The organism is Komagataeibacter sp. NFXK3 (genome assembly GCF_054182245.1).
Genome location: NZ_JAPIVJ010000005.1, coordinates 167,329 through 184,918, shown reverse-complemented (window position 1 = coordinate 184,918; position 17,590 = coordinate 167,329). Strand labels below are relative to the sequence as shown.

General features: G+C 54.1%; 10 protein-coding genes and 2 pseudogenes. 9 read left to right on the top strand and 3 right to left on the bottom strand.

Annotated elements, in window-relative coordinates:
- Positions 1–98: 98 nt before the first annotated feature.
- The 4 genes from OQZ28_RS07715 to OQZ28_RS07700 are packed head-to-tail and all read left to right on the top strand — an operon-like array spanning position 99 to position 7,054.
- Positions 99–2,543 carry a TonB-dependent receptor gene (locus OQZ28_RS07715; protein WP_458135702.1) on the top strand — a complete coding sequence of 815 codons (2,445 nt, stop codon included), beginning with the start codon at positions 99–101 and terminating at the stop codon, positions 2,541–2,543.
- A gap of 45 nt (positions 2,544–2,588) precedes the next feature.
- Complete coding sequence (locus OQZ28_RS07710; RefSeq protein ID WP_458135701.1) at positions 2,589–4,007, top strand: arylsulfatase; 1,419 nt, start codon at positions 2,589–2,591, stop codon at positions 4,005–4,007.
- Between the two features lie 15 nt (positions 4,008–4,022).
- The gene (locus tag OQZ28_RS07705; protein WP_458135700.1) at positions 4,023–5,024 is read left to right on the top strand and encodes a formylglycine-generating enzyme family protein; all 1,002 of its coding nucleotides are present in this window, start codon (positions 4,023–4,025) and stop codon (positions 5,022–5,024) included.
- Positions 5,025–5,068: 44 nt separating this feature from the next.
- Positions 5,069–7,054 (top strand): sulfatase family protein, encoded by a 1,986-nt coding sequence (locus OQZ28_RS07700; RefSeq protein ID WP_458135699.1) that lies wholly within the window; start codon positions 5,069–5,071, stop codon positions 7,052–7,054.
- Between the two features lie 43 nt (positions 7,055–7,097).
- Here the strand turns inward: OQZ28_RS07700 and OQZ28_RS07695 are convergent, their stop codons facing one another.
- Positions 7,098–8,456, bottom strand: coding sequence for an aryl-sulfate sulfotransferase (locus OQZ28_RS07695; protein WP_458135698.1), 1,359 nt, complete (start codon positions 8,454–8,456; stop codon positions 7,098–7,100).
- Between the two features lie 227 nt (positions 8,457–8,683).
- On the opposite strand from OQZ28_RS07695, the gene OQZ28_RS07690 reads away from it, so the two are divergent.
- Entirely contained in the window at positions 8,684–10,057 is a 1,374-nt protein-coding gene (locus tag OQZ28_RS07690; RefSeq protein WP_458135697.1) for a sulfatase family protein, read from the top strand.
- 40 nt (positions 10,058–10,097) lie between these two features.
- Here OQZ28_RS07690 and OQZ28_RS07685 read toward each other — a convergent pair.
- Positions 10,098–10,445 (bottom strand): annotated as a pseudogene (locus tag OQZ28_RS07685) (IS3 family transposase); the annotation flags it as partial.
- A gap of 1,114 nt (positions 10,446–11,559) precedes the next feature.
- Between OQZ28_RS07685 and OQZ28_RS07680 the strand changes: the two are divergent.
- Together OQZ28_RS07680 and OQZ28_RS07675 are read left to right on the top strand one after the other, a co-directional pair.
- Positions 11,560–12,402: a phosphatase PAP2 family protein gene (locus OQZ28_RS07680; RefSeq protein WP_458135696.1), complete on the top strand. Its 843-nt coding sequence runs from the start codon at positions 11,560–11,562 to the stop codon at positions 12,400–12,402.
- 129 nt (positions 12,403–12,531) lie between these two features.
- Positions 12,532–12,784: pseudogene (locus OQZ28_RS07675) on the top strand (transposase); the annotation flags it as partial.
- Between the two features lie 629 nt (positions 12,785–13,413).
- Here the strand turns inward: OQZ28_RS07675 and OQZ28_RS07670 are convergent.
- A complete protein-coding gene (locus OQZ28_RS07670; RefSeq protein WP_130732682.1) occupies positions 13,414–13,974 on the bottom strand; it encodes a recombinase family protein in 561 nt (186 codons plus the stop codon).
- A 260-nt stretch (positions 13,975–14,234) separates the two neighbouring features.
- Between OQZ28_RS07670 and OQZ28_RS07665 the strand changes: the two genes are divergently transcribed.
- Both OQZ28_RS07665 and OQZ28_RS07660 read left to right on the top strand, forming a co-directional pair.
- The gene (locus OQZ28_RS07665; RefSeq protein WP_458135695.1) at positions 14,235–14,924 is read left to right on the top strand and encodes a hypothetical protein; all 690 of its coding nucleotides are present in this window, start codon (positions 14,235–14,237) and stop codon (positions 14,922–14,924) included.
- The gene (locus OQZ28_RS07660; RefSeq protein WP_458135694.1) at positions 14,924–17,527 is read left to right on the top strand and encodes an EAL domain-containing protein; all 2,604 of its coding nucleotides are present in this window, start codon (positions 14,924–14,926) and stop codon (positions 17,525–17,527) included. Before OQZ28_RS07665 ends, OQZ28_RS07660 begins: the two co-directional genes overlap by 1 nt.
- Positions 17,528–17,590 lie beyond the last annotated feature (63 nt).

Genomic DNA, 17,590 nt, shown 5'->3' with positions numbered 1-17,590 from the left:
TGAACACATGCTTATCGACTGATATATATGCTCTAAAAAGATGGATCGAGAGGCCCTGAACTACGGTTTCCTTCTCCGGTTCCAGAGAAATCGAAAAAATGAAGAAATTTTATTTTGGCTCCGTGCTCATACTGGGGGTGGCGGGAATTGCTGATGGTGGAGCCTGCGCCCAGAGTTCTGACAGCCACCCTGTGGTCAGGCCAGGCCCCGGTCGTGTGCAGCCACGTAGCCAGAGCGGGAATGCAGAGGAAGGCGTGAATGCGGTGAAATCGGAGCGTATCCACGTAACGGTTTCACCGACCACACGCGCTGCCCGATCCATCGACAAGGAAACACGCGCACTACAGAAGGTTCCGCAGGCCGCATCACGCGTTGATGCAAAGGAACTGGCAGCCGAACACATTACAGCACTGCCGCAGGCGACCAGGCTGTTGCCGACCGTTCAGTTGAACATCAGTAATCCGCGTAATACAACCATCAATATCCGTGGCCTTGGCGCTGCTGGCACTGCGCCTACGGATGGCCTTGAGGGTGGGGTAGGCGTCTATGTGGATGGGGTCTATCGCCCGCGTCCCGGCACGGCGTTATCAGATATTGCGGATCTGGATGGCATTACCGTCATGCGGGGACCAACCGGCACCGAAAGCGGCATCAGCACGACTGCAGGTTCCATTAACCTTACAACAGCGGCACCGACGTTCAAACGGCAGATATACGGCGAGGCTGGCGTCGGGAATTACAATTACGCCCGCTGGCGTATTGGGTTCAATACGCCACTTATCAAGAATAAGCTGGCCCTGCGTGTCAGCGGAACCGGGTTGAGCAATAGCGGCTGGGTCACAAACCGTGATGGCGGTGGGAACCTGAACGGGTCAACCAACCGATCGGTTCGGGCCCAACTGCTATATACCCCCACGGAGAACCTGTCGGTCCGGTTCATTGCCGATTATGCGCATATGCGTGAGAACTGCTGCGCTGCCGGTCTGTACAGGGTGCTTACGACAAAAAATAATGGGGCGCCTATAGCAAACAACCTGTATGCGCGCGCGGCCCAGGTGGGCATTACCCCCATGGCTCCCTCCAATGCGCCGTATAGCGTGAACCAGGACAGTCTCAGTGATGCCGATCAGGAAGATATGGGCCTGTCTGCCCAGATTGACTGGCAACTCCGTGGCGTCAGGCTGACGTCCATCACGGCCTATCGTGCGTGGAACTGGTGGCCCCACAATGATGGTGATCAGACACAGGCTGACGTGATCCGCAATACAAACCAGAAGGTCAACGAACGGCAGTTCACCCAGGAATTGCGGGCCAGTGGCAAATGGAGAAACATAGCGGACTGGACAGTCGGCGGTTTTTACATGTGGCAGGAAGATAATGTGCCGGGCCAGACCCTGTATGGATCCCAGGCGGCCGAATGGTACGGCCAGGGCAATAGCGCGGCTGTAAATAATGCGCTGACGGGATACGCCACCAGTTCGTATGGCCAGATTACAACGAATTCTTATGCGCTATTTGCAAATTCAACCTGGCACCCGACATCCAGGCTCGATGTCATTACGGGCGTGCGCTATACATATGAGACAAAACTAGGGAACTATTCGTTAACGCAGGTCGCCCCTTCGGACCTTGATTCCTCCTTGCTGCCCGCAGCGACGCGGGCTGCATTATATAATACGCTGGGGGCAGCCCGTGCGTACAGCGCCCATCATGATAACGGGTTTGTCACGGGGCAGTTTGTCCTGAATTATCATCTGAATGACCATATGATGGTTTATGGACGGTATTCACGTGGGGCCAAATCAGGGGGACTGAATCTCGCCAACCTGCCTACGGGCGCGACACCCAATGTTGGCAAGGAAACCGAGGATGCGTTTGAGGTTGGTAGCAAGGTTAACCTGCTCTCCAACCGCCTCCTGATAAGCGGCGCCCTTTACCAGATGAATGATCATAACTATCAGGTCACGCAGGTAGGGTATTATCAGGGCAGTCTGATTTCCTATCTGGGCAACGCGAAGGCCGTTCGCGTTCGCGGCGCTGAACTGGATGTGCATTACAATCCGATAGCAAACCTGGCGACCAATATATCGGTCGCATACAATGATGCTGAATTTACTTCGTTCAATAATGCTGGCGGGCCGCCTGAAGTCAATTATTCCGGGCAGTACAGCCTGACTGGCTCCCGTGTGCCATTTGACCCACGATGGGCTATCTCCGCATCTGTTCAGTATTATCACAACCTTGGGTTTATCGGCCTGAAGCAGTGGGATGGTATAGCAGGCGGAAGCTATACCTACAGCACCGCCATCAATACCACGGCAACCAATTCATCATACGGGTGGGTGCCTGGCTATGGAACGCTGAACCTGAATTTTGGCATCCGCCCGCATAATATGCCGTGGGAACTGGATGCATTCATCAACAATGCAACAAATGTCCGCCATATCACCCAGATTATACAGAGTAGCGTATCGACAGGTGCCTATTATGCCTATGTTACCCAGCCCATCAATTTCGGGTTTATCGTAAAAGCCCATTATTAAAGTCATTATAAAATAAAAATATATTCCATATATGTGGGACCAATCATGAAAACAGATTTCAGTATTGGCAGACGCGCCCTGCTGGGTGCTACTGCGGCAGGAATGGTGACATCATTCCTGCGCAAAGGGGCATATGCACACGAAGACCGTATCCCAACGCTGGCCCGCCCCAATATCATCTATATCATTGCCGATGACTTGGGCGTTCATGATCTGGGATGTTACGGACAGACAAAAATCCATACACCCAACATTGATGCACTGGCAGCATCCGGCATGCGCTTTGACGCAGCCTACGGGGGGGCGCCCGTCTGTTCTCCCTCACGCTGCGCACTCATGACCGGAAAGGACATGGGGCATGCAACCATACGGGACAATTTTGCGCTGCAGGGCGGGCGGGTTGGATGGCGGGGCCACGAACAGGTGCGCCGCATGGGGCTGCGACCGCATGAAAAGACAGTTGCGTCATACCTGCGGCAAGGTGGTTACGCCACGGCGCTGGTAGGGAAGTGGCATCTGGATGGATATGATCGTGAAGCGGTTCCAACCGATCATGGTTTTGATGAATTCCATGGCTGGCTGACCCAGACTGAAGCAACACAGGGATATTTCCCGACACGTTGGTATGACGGCACGACACTGCATGCCATAGCAGATAATGAAAATGGCCATCAGGCGGTCTATGAGACAGATATCTGCACCGCGCAGGCGTGTGAGTATATCCGGCATTCGCGTGACAGGCCCTTTTTCCTGACAGTCGCCTACAATGCGCCTCACAGCCCGCATGTCACGCCCACTCAGGCGCGTTATGCTGGTATGCCGTGGGGCGAATATGAAAAAAATTACGCGGCAATGATCGGCTTTCTGGATGACGGGGTAGGGAATATCCTGGAAACCCTTACGGCGACCGGACTGCGTGATGATACCATTATCTTTTTTTCCTCCGATCATGGTCCGCGCTCCGAACCGACGGCAGAACAGACGGAAGTTGCCGAATTCTTCAATTCCCACGGCAACCTGCGTGGCTACAAGCGGGATCTGTATGAAGGTGGCCTGCGTGTGCCCCTGCTTGTGTCATGGCCCGGCCATATCCCGGCAGGCAGCGCAAGTTCTGTTCCCGCCTATCATCCGGATTTCCTGCCGACCGCGCTTACCCTTTCCGGGAACGCTGGTCACTCCCTGCACGATGTGAACGGAATTGACCTGACACCGGCCCTGTTGCACCAGAACCCCATGCCCGAGCGTTTCCTTTACTGGGAGACTTATGAGCCCTCCTTCTGGCAGGCGGCCCGCAAGGGAAGATGGAAAGCGGTCCGACCGGTGAAAACCAGCGACATCGCGCTGTATGACCTTGAGACCGATCCATCGGAAAGCCAGGATATCGCGCAACACCATCCCGACATTGTATCCGGGTTTCAGCAGTATTTTATGGCAGGTCGGGTTTCTTCGCCTGAATATATATAGGTGGGATGCCGATCAATGCAGGATAACCACATAAAGAAATCATGCTGCGTGCCCGCCATGGCGCGGGACAGCGCCGGGGAGGCCGCCGCGCAGGCTGGCACTGCCGGACTGGCGACAGGAACAGGTGCTGCCGGGGGGCATGAGGTCGTACGGCTCCCTCCGGGACATTACCGTATCGGCAGCGAAAGCCCCGAAGCCCATCGTGCTGATGCCGAGGGACCTGTCAGGCATGTAACGCTGGATGCTTTCTCCATCATGACGACTACCGTCACCAATCGGGAGTTTGCCCGCTTTGTGTCCGCAACGGGATATGTCACGGATGCGGAGCGGTATGGCTGGTCATTTGTGTTCTCTCTTTTCGTACCGGCCCGGGCGCGACGCCTTATCCGGTCCGGCCAGGTGCCGGGGGTGCCATGGTGGGTACCGTTGAAAACGGCATGCTGGCGGCACCCTGAGGGCCGGGGATCACATGTAGCCGCGCGGCCGGAGCATCCCGTCGTGCATGTTTCGTGGCATGATGCGTGCGCCTATGCCGCCTGGGCGGGCGGACGCCTGCCAAGGGAGGCGGAGTGGGAGGCCGCCGCACGGGGCGGCCATGATGATGACCGGCTTTACCCATGGGGAAATGAACTGACGCCGCAGGGACAGCATCTATGCAATATCTGGCAGGGTGTCTTTCCTGATATCGACCTGGGCGAAGATGGCTTTCGGGGAACCGCGCCGGTTAAAAGTTTTCCGCCTAATACGCTCGGCCTGTACGAAGTCGTGGGAAACGTATGGGAATGGTGCACGGATACATGGTCAACCGATCCGGCGCGTCCTGACCTGCCGCCCGTAAAAAGCAGCCCGGGCCGCCCTGCCGGTCAGGCGGACACCACCACGGAACATGTGATCCGTGGCGGCTCGTTCCTGTGTCATGCCAGTTACTGTAACCGCTACCGCCTGTCTGCCCGCACGCGTACGACAGCGGACAGCAGCACATCGCATATCGGTTTTCGCTGCGTATTCGACCGATAGGGCGCCCATTCAGGCCCCATCCATAAAAAGAGAAAAAAATCGTCATGAAAAGCATAAGACGACGTCATGTCCTTGCCGCGGCATCGGGTGCAGGCACGGCCTTCCTTGCCACGAAAAGGGGGTACGCGACGCCCGCAAGAAAGCCGAATATCATATGGATCGTATGCCATGACATTCATGCGCCCCTTATCGGCTGCTATGGCAATCCGCTGGCCCGCACCCCCACTATTGATGCACTTGCACATGACGGCATTCGTTTTGACAACGTCCATGCCACGACGCCTGTCTGCGCGCCATCACGGTTCTCGTTAATAACGGGCATTCATCCGCAAAGCTGGGGGCCGGCAGAAAACATGCGGGCCGTAGCAAAGGTGGCAGGACACATCCAAAGCCTGCCGGAACATATGCGGCAGGCAGGATATTACTGCACCAATAATGTCTTTACCGATTATAACTGTGACCTTGACCCTCAGGCCATATGGGATGACTGCTCGATTACGGCGCACTGGCGCAACAGGCCGAAGGGCAGGCCGTTTTTTTCGGTCTATAATTACCTGATCACGCACGAATCCCACCTGTTCGAGACAACGCCCACCATAACGGACCCACACAGCGTTACGGTGCCACCATACCTGCCCGATACACCGGATGTGCGTGATGCGATTGCCCGGAATATTGATATGGTAAACCGGCAGGACAAGGCGGTTGCCCATATCCTTGACGAGTTGCGGCAGGATGGGCTGATCGAGGATACAGTCATTTTCTTTCTGGCTGATCACGGGGGCGTACTGCCACGCACCAAACGCTATTGCTACGATGGGGGCCTGCATGTCCCGTTCATCGCCTATTTTCCACGTAAATACAGGCATCTGGCGCACCGGCCAGCAGGCAGGCCCTGCGCGGACCTCATCAGTCTGGTTGATCTGGCGCCATCCACCCTTTCACTGGCCGGCGCACCTGTTCCACCAGTCATGCAGGGCCGTGCGTTTGTCGGACACAAGATCGCGCCAGCACGACAGTACGTATTCAGCGGACGCAACCGCATGGATGAACGGCAGGATCTGATGCGTTCCATCCGCACCAGCCAGTACCGCTATATCCGCAACTACATGCCGCACCGCATATATGGGCAGCATAATAACTACGAATGGGGAGGCAGGGGCTATCAATCATGGGAAGAAGAATGGCGCGCAGGTCGACTGAACACCCTGCAGGCCGCCTTCTGGCGGGAAAAACCGGCAGAAGAACTATATGATATCAGGGCTGATCCCCACCAGATCCATAATCTTGCAGCTCATCGTGACCAGCAGGCGGTGCTGGTCACGTTGCGCGGGCTGCTGGATCAGGAAATGATCGCCCTTAATGACAATGCTTTCCTCATCGAAGGGCTGGGCATGGAAGGATACGCGCAAAGTCGCGCGGTCGACGCCTATCCATTATCCGACCTGCTGGAACTGACCGCCCGGGTCATTGCGCGTGACCCCGCCAGTGTTCCACTGTTTGTAAAGCGGATGCAGGATAGCAGCCCTGTAATCCGCTACTGGGCCGCAACGGGTCTGCTTGTGCTGAGTCCGCAACTGGATGCCGCAACGGTAGCAGAAGTGGAGGCCGCATTCCGGACCGAACCCCTGCCGGTCATCAAGGCCGTGCATGCCGAGATTCTGCTCGATGGAAAACGCTCCGCCTATGCCACGCCCTGGCTTGCACGCAGCATTGCCAGCCCGGATGATCCGGTCGCAGGCCTCGCCGCCCTTACAACCGCGACCTATGGTCGGCAGACGAGATCGGCCAGCCTGCGCGCCGCCGTCCGCACCGTCCTGACCGAAAAGCACGTTCCCCATAGCGTGGATGAAGTACTGAACCTGTTCGCCGCGCATGCTGCGGCAACCTATCTGGCATCCGTGCAGGCCGGAACGTACGACCCGCGCCGGACCGAGCCGGTCAATCTGTCTCCTGCCGCCCTGAAAGGACCGGTCGGGCAGCTGCTGTTAAAGGCCATGGGCGGCAGGATAGGCGATCCGCAGATATGATGCAGGCGGAAGGGACTGCCCGGTAGTCCCTTCCGCCTCCGGATTATTTCTGCGCTGCGGGTCGGACGGGGGTTTGCGTATGTGGCGTTCCCGCCGGTGCCCAGTCATACGGTACGGGCTGGATACGGTACACCCAGTTTGACCGGGTCGGCCGCGTACCACCCTGGGACGGTGTATTTCCAGAAAAAGGCGAGACATATTCCCATACGATGTCCCCCGCTGGTGTCACCTGGAAGAACCGGCCATTCATGCCTTCGTCAATCAGCGTATTGCCATTGGGCAGGCGATCCACCGAACTGATGAAGCTGCTGAAGAATGACCATGGCGGATTGCCGCTATCCTCGCCGGTATATTGCCACACCACCTGTGCCGTAACGGGATTGATTTCCAGTATCCGTGATCCCCCGGTCGTCTGCAAGGGGCGGGGCGGGTAGCCTGCTTCTCCCTGATTGTCGAATACAAGCAGGTTGCCCGCGCCCGGCAGGCCATCGGCAATCAGATGTGCGTCGTGCTGGCCGACAAACTGGTCCACGGGATAGGGAACGGAAGGTTTCCTGAAGTTACGCTGGGGCAGGTCCGGGCCAAGCCGCCATACGATCCGTCCACTCTTGCGGTCGATGATGGCTATGAAATTGGCCTGACGAGAGTCGATGATGATGTTGTCTGGCGCAAAGCGCGTGTCGCCTTCACGGAACCAGTGGTTATCGCCTACCAACTGCATATTGTTGATATGGAGATAATCTGGCGAGGGAGCATGCAGGACAAGTTTCAACTGTTCAGGCGTAAAGCCGAATTCCGTCAGATGGTCGCCTGCCTTCCATGTCCAGCGGATTTTTCCGTCCGCCGCCACATCATAAATAACATCCTCCAGCACGGGTGAGGGCGCACCGGCAAGATGGCGGTCCTGATTGGCAAGCAGCAGCGAACCACCATCGTGCAGCCGGACCCAGTCATGATGCTGACGGGCATTTCCCCCGGGGGCCTCGATTCCCCATTCCCATACCGTCTTGCCCTGCCAGTTGACATACCCGAACGTACGATCGCGAAAACCGGCAACCGCTCCCGGGATCTTGTGCGTGCCATCTCCCGCAATTTCCGTTAATTGAACTCCGACCAGGCCTTTTTCACCGCCCGACAGGGCAGGGTCGATATAGCGGGAGGGAAATCCCGCCTGATGCCATGCATGGACTTCATGACCATCCATGTCGATCAGGTGCGTATGGTTGTCCGCACCCGAAAAAAGAATGAAACTGTTATAGGTTCTGTCCGGCGCATATTGCGTCACCCCCGTGGGGAATACGCTGGGGGTTGCGTGGGCGCGGGTCATCATGGCCGGAACGCTCGCACAAACAAGCAGCAGACTGCCACCCAGCAGGGAAAGCAGGGGTTGGATTGGGAACATTGTATATCCCTTGCGCTGATATTTACACTATTTTGTATCGTTGATTTTTGGCAAGCATACACGCTAAATATGCCGTGATTATATGATTACGCAATTTACGTTTGTTGAATAGTGGTTTATGTGATGAAACATCGTTATATAGACAAATCTTGATCGTGGAATCAGTTTGAATGGTTTATTTTACATATAGTCGTCGTGGATTTATGGCTGGCGTCGCCGGATTGGGTATGGGAACCGCATTGGGGGTATCGTCCAACGCGCAGGCTACGCAGGCCGACATACACCGCCAGCCCAATATCATTTTCATCCTGGCTGATGACCTTGGTTATGCTGATGTCAGTTGCTTCGGCAATCCTGGCTTCACAACCCCGTCCATCGACCGGATCGCCAGTGAAGGGATCCGTATTACGCGGGCCTATGCCAATTCAGCGGTCTGCTCGGCTACGCGCACGGCTTTGATTACAGGTCGCTATCAGGACAGGATCGCCTGCGGGCTGGAAGAGCCGATTGCTTCGGCTGGCAAGACACATGGGCTTCCCCCCGGGCTGCCAACACTGCCTGAACAGTTGCGCAGGGCAGGCTACCGGACCGCCCTGGTGGGCAAATGGCATCTGGGCAGTCCACCTGCCTTCGGGCCACTAAAGAGTGGATATGACCACTTTTATGGCATAGCGGGCGGCGCTGCGGATTACTTCACACATCAGGGCCACCCCGGAGAGGACCAGTTCTATAAAGACAGCCATCTCGTTCATGAACATGGCTATCTGACCCGGTTACTGGGAAATGAAGCCGTTTCCGTGGTCAATGAATATGGCAGGGGCCCAAAGCCGTTTTTCCTGAGCCTGCATTTCAATGCGCCACACTGGCCATGGGAAGGACCGGAGGACGAGGCGGAATCAAAACGGCTAAAGGGCCACATATTCGATTATGATGGCGGCACGCAGAAGACCTATGGCCGTATGGTACAGGCCATGGATGAACAGATCGGGCGCGTGCTGGCAGCGCTGGACCAGAACGGGCTGCATGAGAATACGATCGTCGTCTTTACCAGTGATAACGGGGGCGAACGCTTCTCCGCCACCTGGCCCTTTACCGGCATGAAAGGCGAACTGCTGGAAGGCGGCCTGCGGGTGCCCGCTGTACTACGCTGGCCGGAACAGGTTGCGTCGGGTTCCCAGACGGATCAGGCCATCATCACCATGGATTGGCTACCGACCTTTCTTGCAGCGGCAGGGGCTACCCCGGATGCCAGTTTTCCAACCGATGGCATGAACCTGCTGCCCCTGCTGCACGATACGACAGCCAGACAGGAGCGCACGCTGTCATGGCGTTACAAGATCCACAGCCAGCGCGCCCAGTTGGAGGGCAACTACAAATACCTGAAAATAAATGAAAATGAATTCCTGTTCGATGTCGTCAATGACCCGCGTGAACGCGCCAACCTGAAGGATCGGCAGCCCCAACTGTTTGATAGATTGAAACGGGCGTGGGTAGCGTGGAACGATCAGATGCTGCCTTTCCCGAAAGACAGTTATAGTTGGGGTGCAGACGGCACGCATTTTGCTGACCATTACGGTGTGACTGCGGGTGAAAGAGACTGAAAGAGGACCTGCGACGGTTTTATGCCGATCAGGAAATGGATTATGCCACTCTTGCTTCAAAAGCGAGGAGGCTGATACCGCCCAGATATGAATGACGTGGATTGTAGAAACCATTGATATACTGAAAAGATGGCGGCAGTCGCCTGACGGCGGGGTGGCCAGTTCTGCCTCCAGAGCCATTCCGCCTTCAGGCTTTTGAAAAACGTTTCGACAGCAGCGTTGTCAAAACAGTTTCTTTTTCCGGACATTGAAGCCAGCAGTCCATGGGCAGCAGCTTTTTCTGAAAATCATGAGAGCCACACTGGCTGCCACGAACGGAGTGGAAAATGCAGCCGGGCACCGGGTCACGCAGCCGCACCGCCATATCCAGGGCACGGATGGCCAGATCAGTCTGCTGCCCGGATGGCGGCTCACTTGGACGATAATCCACTATCCATTTACCCAGAGTGGATTTTCCAATACCCAGATCGCCCGCAACACGCGTGCGTGACAATCCACTGCTCAACGCAATCCTCTGAAATCTTCCGTATGCTTCATGGTCGCGTCGGCCTCCTGATACGAGCTTAAAACGCTCAGATGACCAGCATAAAACCGTTATAAATCTATGTGACAGGGTGGTATTTTCATGCCTTCTTATGCGTGAGAGGGCTGTAATGCTCAGAAAGGGAAAAGGGGCAGGCGGGCTTTCCCTAGAGCCTGTAGCGATTTACAGGCGTGACAGATAACAAAAAGGCATTTTTCAAAAACGGCCATCTATTTCATATGTTTCCATGTTTTTTGGACATACAAAATTGTCATATATATGTGATATTTTTCTTATTGATTTTTTTCGCGTTCAGAAATCGAAAACACACACAAATCTAGCAACAGCAGAGGAGGGCGATTCCATCCGTGTTGTTGAATTGTTGTTATTCAGGGGGTCGATTTTTTTGTCTTGATATCCTAGAAAAAGTGCAGGGAACCCGTCACATATTTCGGTTTCTGTATGAGATTTTACATTGTTGTCAATAGATTACAGAGTAGTTGGGGGAGGGGAAGGGATTCGAACCCTCGATACGACTTGACATCGTATAACGGTTTAGTAAACCAGAAATCCAATATAGCATATCGGCAAGTTACTGATATGTAAGGTTTTTATAATGCCAACATGGCAGGAAATGCCATAATATTGTGGGCGTTTCTCCACAAATATCCCACACCTTTAGCATGATCAGGTTCTTCTAACAAAGACCAGTACAATACCATGCGCCAACAGATCTTGACAGAAACTGTCTCTATCATATCCCCAATCAGCCAACATGGCCCTTGGGGCAAGATCGACGATCGCATAGTGTTTATTTCATATAAAAATTATATTAATAATATAAATTAAATATATAAATATTGCAATAATTTATTTAATGTATAATCGATGTATAGAAACAATTCGATACAGTTGTATTTAAATATTAAATTTACAAAATAATTTACTAAATGTAGAGCAATAAAATTGGGAGGCAAAAATGAAGAAATTATTGAAAAATACCATTAATAAACATCCAGATCAATACAATTTGAAACACAATAGCAAAATGAATGATTGTACAATATTTACGGTTTGCATGATGGCGTTTTTTTCATGTACCGTTCTAAATTTATTCCAAATGCGATATATAGATTACAGCATAGAGAATTTTTTAAATTTATTCGCCGATAAAAGTAAGTTCATTAATGCGATACTTATCTCCCTGACATACGATGGCATGACTGTTGCAATATTAATGGCTGCTATATTTTATGAATGGTTCAACGACAAACGATACAATGATAGAAAATCTATTCTAACCGGAACTATAATCTCTTTCTTTTCAGGTGTATTGAGCCGCCTTGTCCAGTTGACGATACCTTCTCATCTTAGGCCCCTACATGATCCGAACTTACATCTTGTAACCCCTTACTGGATAGATCCTAACTCATTTAATCATTGGGCTTCCTTCCCTAGCGATCATGCAGCTTTATTGGGTGGACTTTCCTATACTATATATCGTTCCAATCCTTCTCTTGGGAAATTGTCATTTTTATTTATTTTATTTATAAATGTTACCCGTGTATTTTTCGGATATCATTTCTTTACAGATGTTGTAGCTGGAACAGCACTGGGAATATCATGCGTCATTGCTTCAGCGCCCTTGGACAAAACCAAACTGGTAAACTGGCTTATTTTGCTTGAAACACGGAAACCGGCTCTATTCTACGGCGGTGCTTTTTACTTATGCCTTTGTATATCTAACATGTTTGGTGAATACAGGGATGAAGCCGCACGCCTGAAATCAGCAATACATATTCATAGGCACCATCAAAACTGAGGCATACTGTTGCATAGCGCAGGACTCTCACTGTTCCTAGGGCGTGTCGTCAGTTAGCATCTGCCGCGATGAGGCTTGTACTCCCGTTTGATCTGTGATGTTTTCTTCCTGTTTTCAGGGAGAGAATGAATGCGACGATATGGCCTAAGTGACAACCAGTGGGAACGGATAAAAGATCTTCTCCCGGGTAGAGAAGGTCATGTCGGCGGAACGGCTGCCGATAACCGTCTGTTTGCGAAAGCGATTCTGTATCGTTACCATGCCGACATTCCCTGTGCCTGTCCGTTTTGGTGACTGGAAGAACGTTCACCGGCGACTGCGTCGCTGGTGCGAAAGCGGCGTGATCGAACGGATTTTCCGGCATCTGGCCGCCGACCGCGACGCATGTTGACCCATCTATTAGGCAGTTGATCTATAAAAAGCGGAATCGCCATCAAACAAAGTTAACTTCCCACGCTTTAAAAAAGCGCTTTCCTATCATGCGGATCCCGCAAAAACATACATTGTAATATTATCATACATAACGGTTTTAATTCTCTTTATTAACTGAGAGATCGATACGCTTTTCTCACCGAGAGATGGTCACCTCGCACATAGGAAAAGCCATCCGTAGCGAAAGCCACGTAAATGGTAAGCGTCCGATCCTGTCGCCTCTGGTCCCAGAAAAGCTCAGAAAATCAATATTAAAAAACCATACTAAGTAGTCCCAAATTTGCCAGACGGCTGGGGCATTCAAAATCTGATCTCGTCCAAACTGCACGGACGACAGCACCTCGCGCCTGATGTAGCTTTGTGCCCTGCATTTTATAATATTTCGATATAATCAAACACGGTCTACCAGGCTTCCTGATGTGCCTTGCAGGTTCGGCGTTAGATGCGCTGGCGCTGGAGCAGTCAGAAAAAACTCTCCGCCATAGCATTTCTGTGGCAATTACCATGCGAGCTTATCGCGTATTCCAGCTTGCAAGTCTTTATGAGAACACTCGGCCCAACTCACACCGTAAGAAGTTCTTACTTGTTATTGGTAACAGCCCGATAGATAGTGGCTTTATGCACGCCAAAACGGGCTGCAACTTCTGAAATGGAGAGGTTCTCGTCACGGACAAGCTTTCGTATCGTCGCAATCTGCTCTGCACTGAGCTTGGCTGGCCGACCGAGATGGACACCCCGTTCCTTGGCCCGTTTCCTACCCGTTTCCGTGAGGTTGCGGCTTAATGCGCGTTCAAATTCAGCAATGCCAGCAAAAACACCAAGAATCATTTTCCCATAGGGAACGGTGGTGTCGGCCCAGGGTTCACAAAGGGAACGCAGCCCTGCTCCTTTTTCACGCAGTCGATCAGCCACCTCCAGCAGGTGGGGCGTTGACCAGGCAAGACGGTCCAGAGAATAGACAACCAAAGTATCGTCAGAAGAAAGTTCCGTCAGGACGTCCCCCAGAATGGGCCAGTCCCGGCTCATTGTAGGAACTTTTTCCTCATATATTTTTTGACAACCCGCCTTTCGGAGTGCTTCTACCTGATGGAGAAGCGTCGCTTCTTCCGAATTTTCGCGCGCGTACCCGATCAGCATCATATTATTCGTTTATATTGGCACATCAGCCTTATTTTATAGACGATTGCGCGAACGCATAGCCAGCATTTTTTTGGTTTTCAAATGACGGGTCTTATGCAACAATAAATTCCGTTACGTCCTCATCACCTCCACCATCATGCAGTTTCACATCGGGCAGAAAGGCCACGCCACAAATATTTCATATTTTGGCCCAATAGCCAGCAGTCAGAAAACCCGAAACTTCCTTGCTGGTGCGAGTATTTTTGAGACAGGCGATACATATGAAAATGGCAACAGACAATGGCTGCTCCCTTGTGGTCCGCACGGACGAAACCGCAGTCAGAAACGGCTTTTTTACCTGGAACAACGTGATTGAGGTCGTGAACAGATCACTTCCCCTTTCACGCAGGTCGGACCTGTCTTCCTATCGCTTCGTCATAGGATCACGGGCCTGGGTCCGCACGAACCTGATCGACCTGGCCCGGTGGAGCAGTTGGGAATACGTCCTGCAGGGGGGAACGCTGGAAATCGACAGTTTTGGCCCCTTTCAGGTTCTGTGGCTGCACCTGATTATTGATCCGGCGGGGGGAGAAATCATTTTCGGACCCAAGCATTCCGAAGCCGGCCTTATCCTGATCGACATCACATTTGGCAACCCGGACCGCGCCGCGCCATTCAGCCTGATATTCCGCGGCAACGAGACCCTGACGGCGTCCTATGATTCCGATACCCGCATCACGCTGGTCGGACTGCTTGCGGGATGTGGGGCGGAACGGGACTGCGCGGCATGGGCGGTCGTACGCTGTGATGGGGACCCCTACGGGCTGTCCCGTCCTGAAAACTGGCAGCAGGGGGAAGAAGGGACAAACACGTCCCCGCTTTTTCTCAAACGCTACCGGACCCAAGCCCCTGAGAACGGCGTCGTTATTCATTTACCCACCAGAACACAACAGACAGGCAGGCCAGACTAATGGGCGAACGACAGACCTATCCCATTCCGGACAAACTGCTGGAAAGCATTGATACAGGTATTGTGCTTGTCAGCAATGATAACACAATTATCTTTGCCAATGATAATGCGGCCCGTATCTGGGGTGGCCCTACGCCCGGGCTGGTCGGCCGGAAACTCGATATTCTCTTTCCCACCGGGACAGACATCCTGCCCTGTACCTTTGGTGAGAACCTGACGAATGTCGCGCTGTGCCCATCCGGCGTATCCGGGGGTAAGGTCTGTCGTTCCACTACAGAAAACCACCACCATCTGATCTTGCTGCGGCATGACGGCACGGCGTTTTCTGCCGAGATGTCCGTGGCACGGGTCGAGGGGGCGGGACAGCAGGTGTTTGTCATTTCCCTGCGCGACGTGACACGGGATCTGTCCCGACGGGAACAGGACCTTCAGTATGCCACCATCGTGCAACGCAATGCATGCGGCATCCTGATACTGGACAGCCAGTGCCGCATTACCTATGCCAATGCAGCGGCGGCCCGGTTTTCGGGCATCGGTGCCGAGGGTATGGAAGGGGCTGATTTCTCGGCCTTTCTGTCCGGGCAGCAGGGTGATCTTGCAACATTACAGGCCTTTCGCCGTCGTCTGCAGCGCTGTCGGCCCTTTGAACTGGAAATCCATTCTCGCACCGACACAGGCCAGGACATCTGGCTTCTGGCAACCGTAACGCCCTTATGCAGCCCCTATGCGGAACTGCACGAAGTGATCGTGGTGCTGAATGACATTACGGGCAGCGAGCAGATAAAGGCGCTGCAGAAGGATATGATGGGGGCACTGACCAGCAACCTGTCTTTCAACGAAATCCTCGGCTTAATGTGCCGCCAGATTGAACGTATCGCCCCGGATGTCGTAACACAGATCGTGGCCGTGGATGATGAACAGCGCATGCACCCCGTAGCGCGCGCACGGCTGCCCGCACAGATTGCCGAAGTCTGCGCTGACCTGCAGATAGGCCCCGAGGTCGGGTCATGCGGCACGGCACTGTTCACCGGCAGGGAAGTGGTTACACCAGACATTGAAGCCGATCCGAAATGGAAGGGGTTCTGGCAGTTTGTTGTCCCGCATGGCCTCATGGCCTGCTGGTCGGTGCCGATCCTGCTGCGTGACGGCCGGGTAGGCGGCAGCCTGGCTTTCTATTTCCGTGCCAAGCGCGCACCGGGCAGATGGCACCGGCGGATTGCCGATGCCTGCCTGCACCTGTGCGCGCTTGCCATCGAACAGCAGCGCTCGCGTGAGGATATCGCGCGGCTTACGCAGTATGACACCCTGACGGGCCTGCCCAATCGGACCGGGTTGCGGCACGGTATCAGGCAGCGGGCGGCACGCGCGCGGCATGAAAACCTGCTGGCCCTGATCATCAACCTAGATCGGTTCCGGGCCATCAATAACGGACTGGGATGCCCGGCAGGCAACATGCTGCTGGCTGCGTTGGCCCGGCGGCTATCCGGCCTCATTTCCAGTGATGACCTGCTGGCCCGCAGCGGGGGAGACGAATTCACCCTGATCACGACCGGTGGGGTGGAACGGGCCACGGCACTGGCCGATGCCGTCATGAAAGCCGTAGCGGAGCCGGTCGTGATTGACGAGGTTCCTGTTACCATTACGGCCAGTATCGGCATTGCGGATAATGACGGCGGCCGACGGGAGACGGAAATACTCATGCAGCAGGCAGAAACGGCCCTGTCGCAGGCGAAGAATGCCGACCGTAACTGCTACCGTTTCTTCAGCGAGGAAATGAACCGGCAGGCGGCGGACCAGATCCTGCTGGCCAACGCGCTGAAGGAGGCAATCAGGACGGACCAGCTCTATCTGGTATACCAGCCGCAGGTCCATGCCGCGACCGGCCGGCTGGAAGGGGTGGAAGCCCTGGCGCGATGGACCGATCCTGCCCTGGGTATGATATCACCGGGCCGTTTTATCCCCCTGGCGGAAGAAACCGGACAGATTGAGGCAATCGGGCTGTGGTCACTGCGGACGGCCTGTCGACAGATGGCCCTATGGATACAGGCAGGGGTGGACGTTCCGGTCGTATCGGTCAACATATCCGCATTGCATTTCAGAAATCCCGACCTGCCACGCCTGATTGGCAAGATTCTGCACGAAAGTGGCATTCCCCCATATCGTCTGACCATCGAACTGACGGAAAGTGCGATGATAGAAAATTACGATCAGACCCTCATCGCCGCTCAGGCGATCCGGGCCATGGGCATCGGGCTTTCCATGGATGACTTCGGAACCGGTTTTTCCAGCCTGTCGAACCTTGCAAACCTGCCACTTAACGAGCTCAAGATTGACCGGAGCTTCATGGATGGCTTTGAACCGACGGGCAAGGTTCACTCTGTGGTCACGGCCATCATTCGTATCGGGCGGAGCCTGGGCATGACCGTCGTGGCGGAAGGGGTGGAAACGCAGGTTCAGCTTGACCTGCTCCGGCAGATCAACTGCGACGTGATACAGGGATATTTCTTTTCCAGACCCCTGGATGCGCGGGACCTTGAATCATGGCTGCAGGCGCGCCCCGATACCGGGTGCTCACAGCCCGGCAGCCAGCATGATGCTGCATGAGACGGACATTAATAGCGGCGTGACGAAGGGGAGACGCCCCCCGGTTACCAATTCTTTACAATA

Coding starts and splice junctions, on each gene's coding strand:
- OQZ28_RS07680 (WP_458135696.1), top strand. CDS start 11,560: ATGAAGAAATTATTGAAAAATACCATTAATAAACATCCAGATCAATAC.
- OQZ28_RS07715 (WP_458135702.1), top strand. CDS start 99: ATGAAGAAATTTTATTTTGGCTCCGTGCTCATACTGGGGGTGGCGGGA.
- OQZ28_RS07665 (WP_458135695.1), top strand. CDS start 14,235: ATGAAAATGGCAACAGACAATGGCTGCTCCCTTGTGGTCCGCACGGAC.
- OQZ28_RS07660 (WP_458135694.1), top strand. CDS start 14,924: ATGGGCGAACGACAGACCTATCCCATTCCGGACAAACTGCTGGAAAGC.
- OQZ28_RS07705 (WP_458135700.1), top strand. CDS start 4,023: ATGCAGGATAACCACATAAAGAAATCATGCTGCGTGCCCGCCATGGCG.
- OQZ28_RS07670 (WP_130732682.1), bottom strand. CDS start 13,974: ATGATGCTGATCGGGTACGCGCGCGAAAATTCGGAAGAAGCGACGCTT.
- OQZ28_RS07695 (WP_458135698.1), bottom strand. CDS start 8,456: ATGTTCCCAATCCAACCCCTGCTTTCCCTGCTGGGTGGCAGTCTGCTG.
- OQZ28_RS07700 (WP_458135699.1), top strand. CDS start 5,069: ATGAAAAGCATAAGACGACGTCATGTCCTTGCCGCGGCATCGGGTGCA.
- OQZ28_RS07690 (WP_458135697.1), top strand. CDS start 8,684: ATGGGAACCGCATTGGGGGTATCGTCCAACGCGCAGGCTACGCAGGCC.
- OQZ28_RS07710 (WP_458135701.1), top strand. CDS start 2,589: ATGAAAACAGATTTCAGTATTGGCAGACGCGCCCTGCTGGGTGCTACT.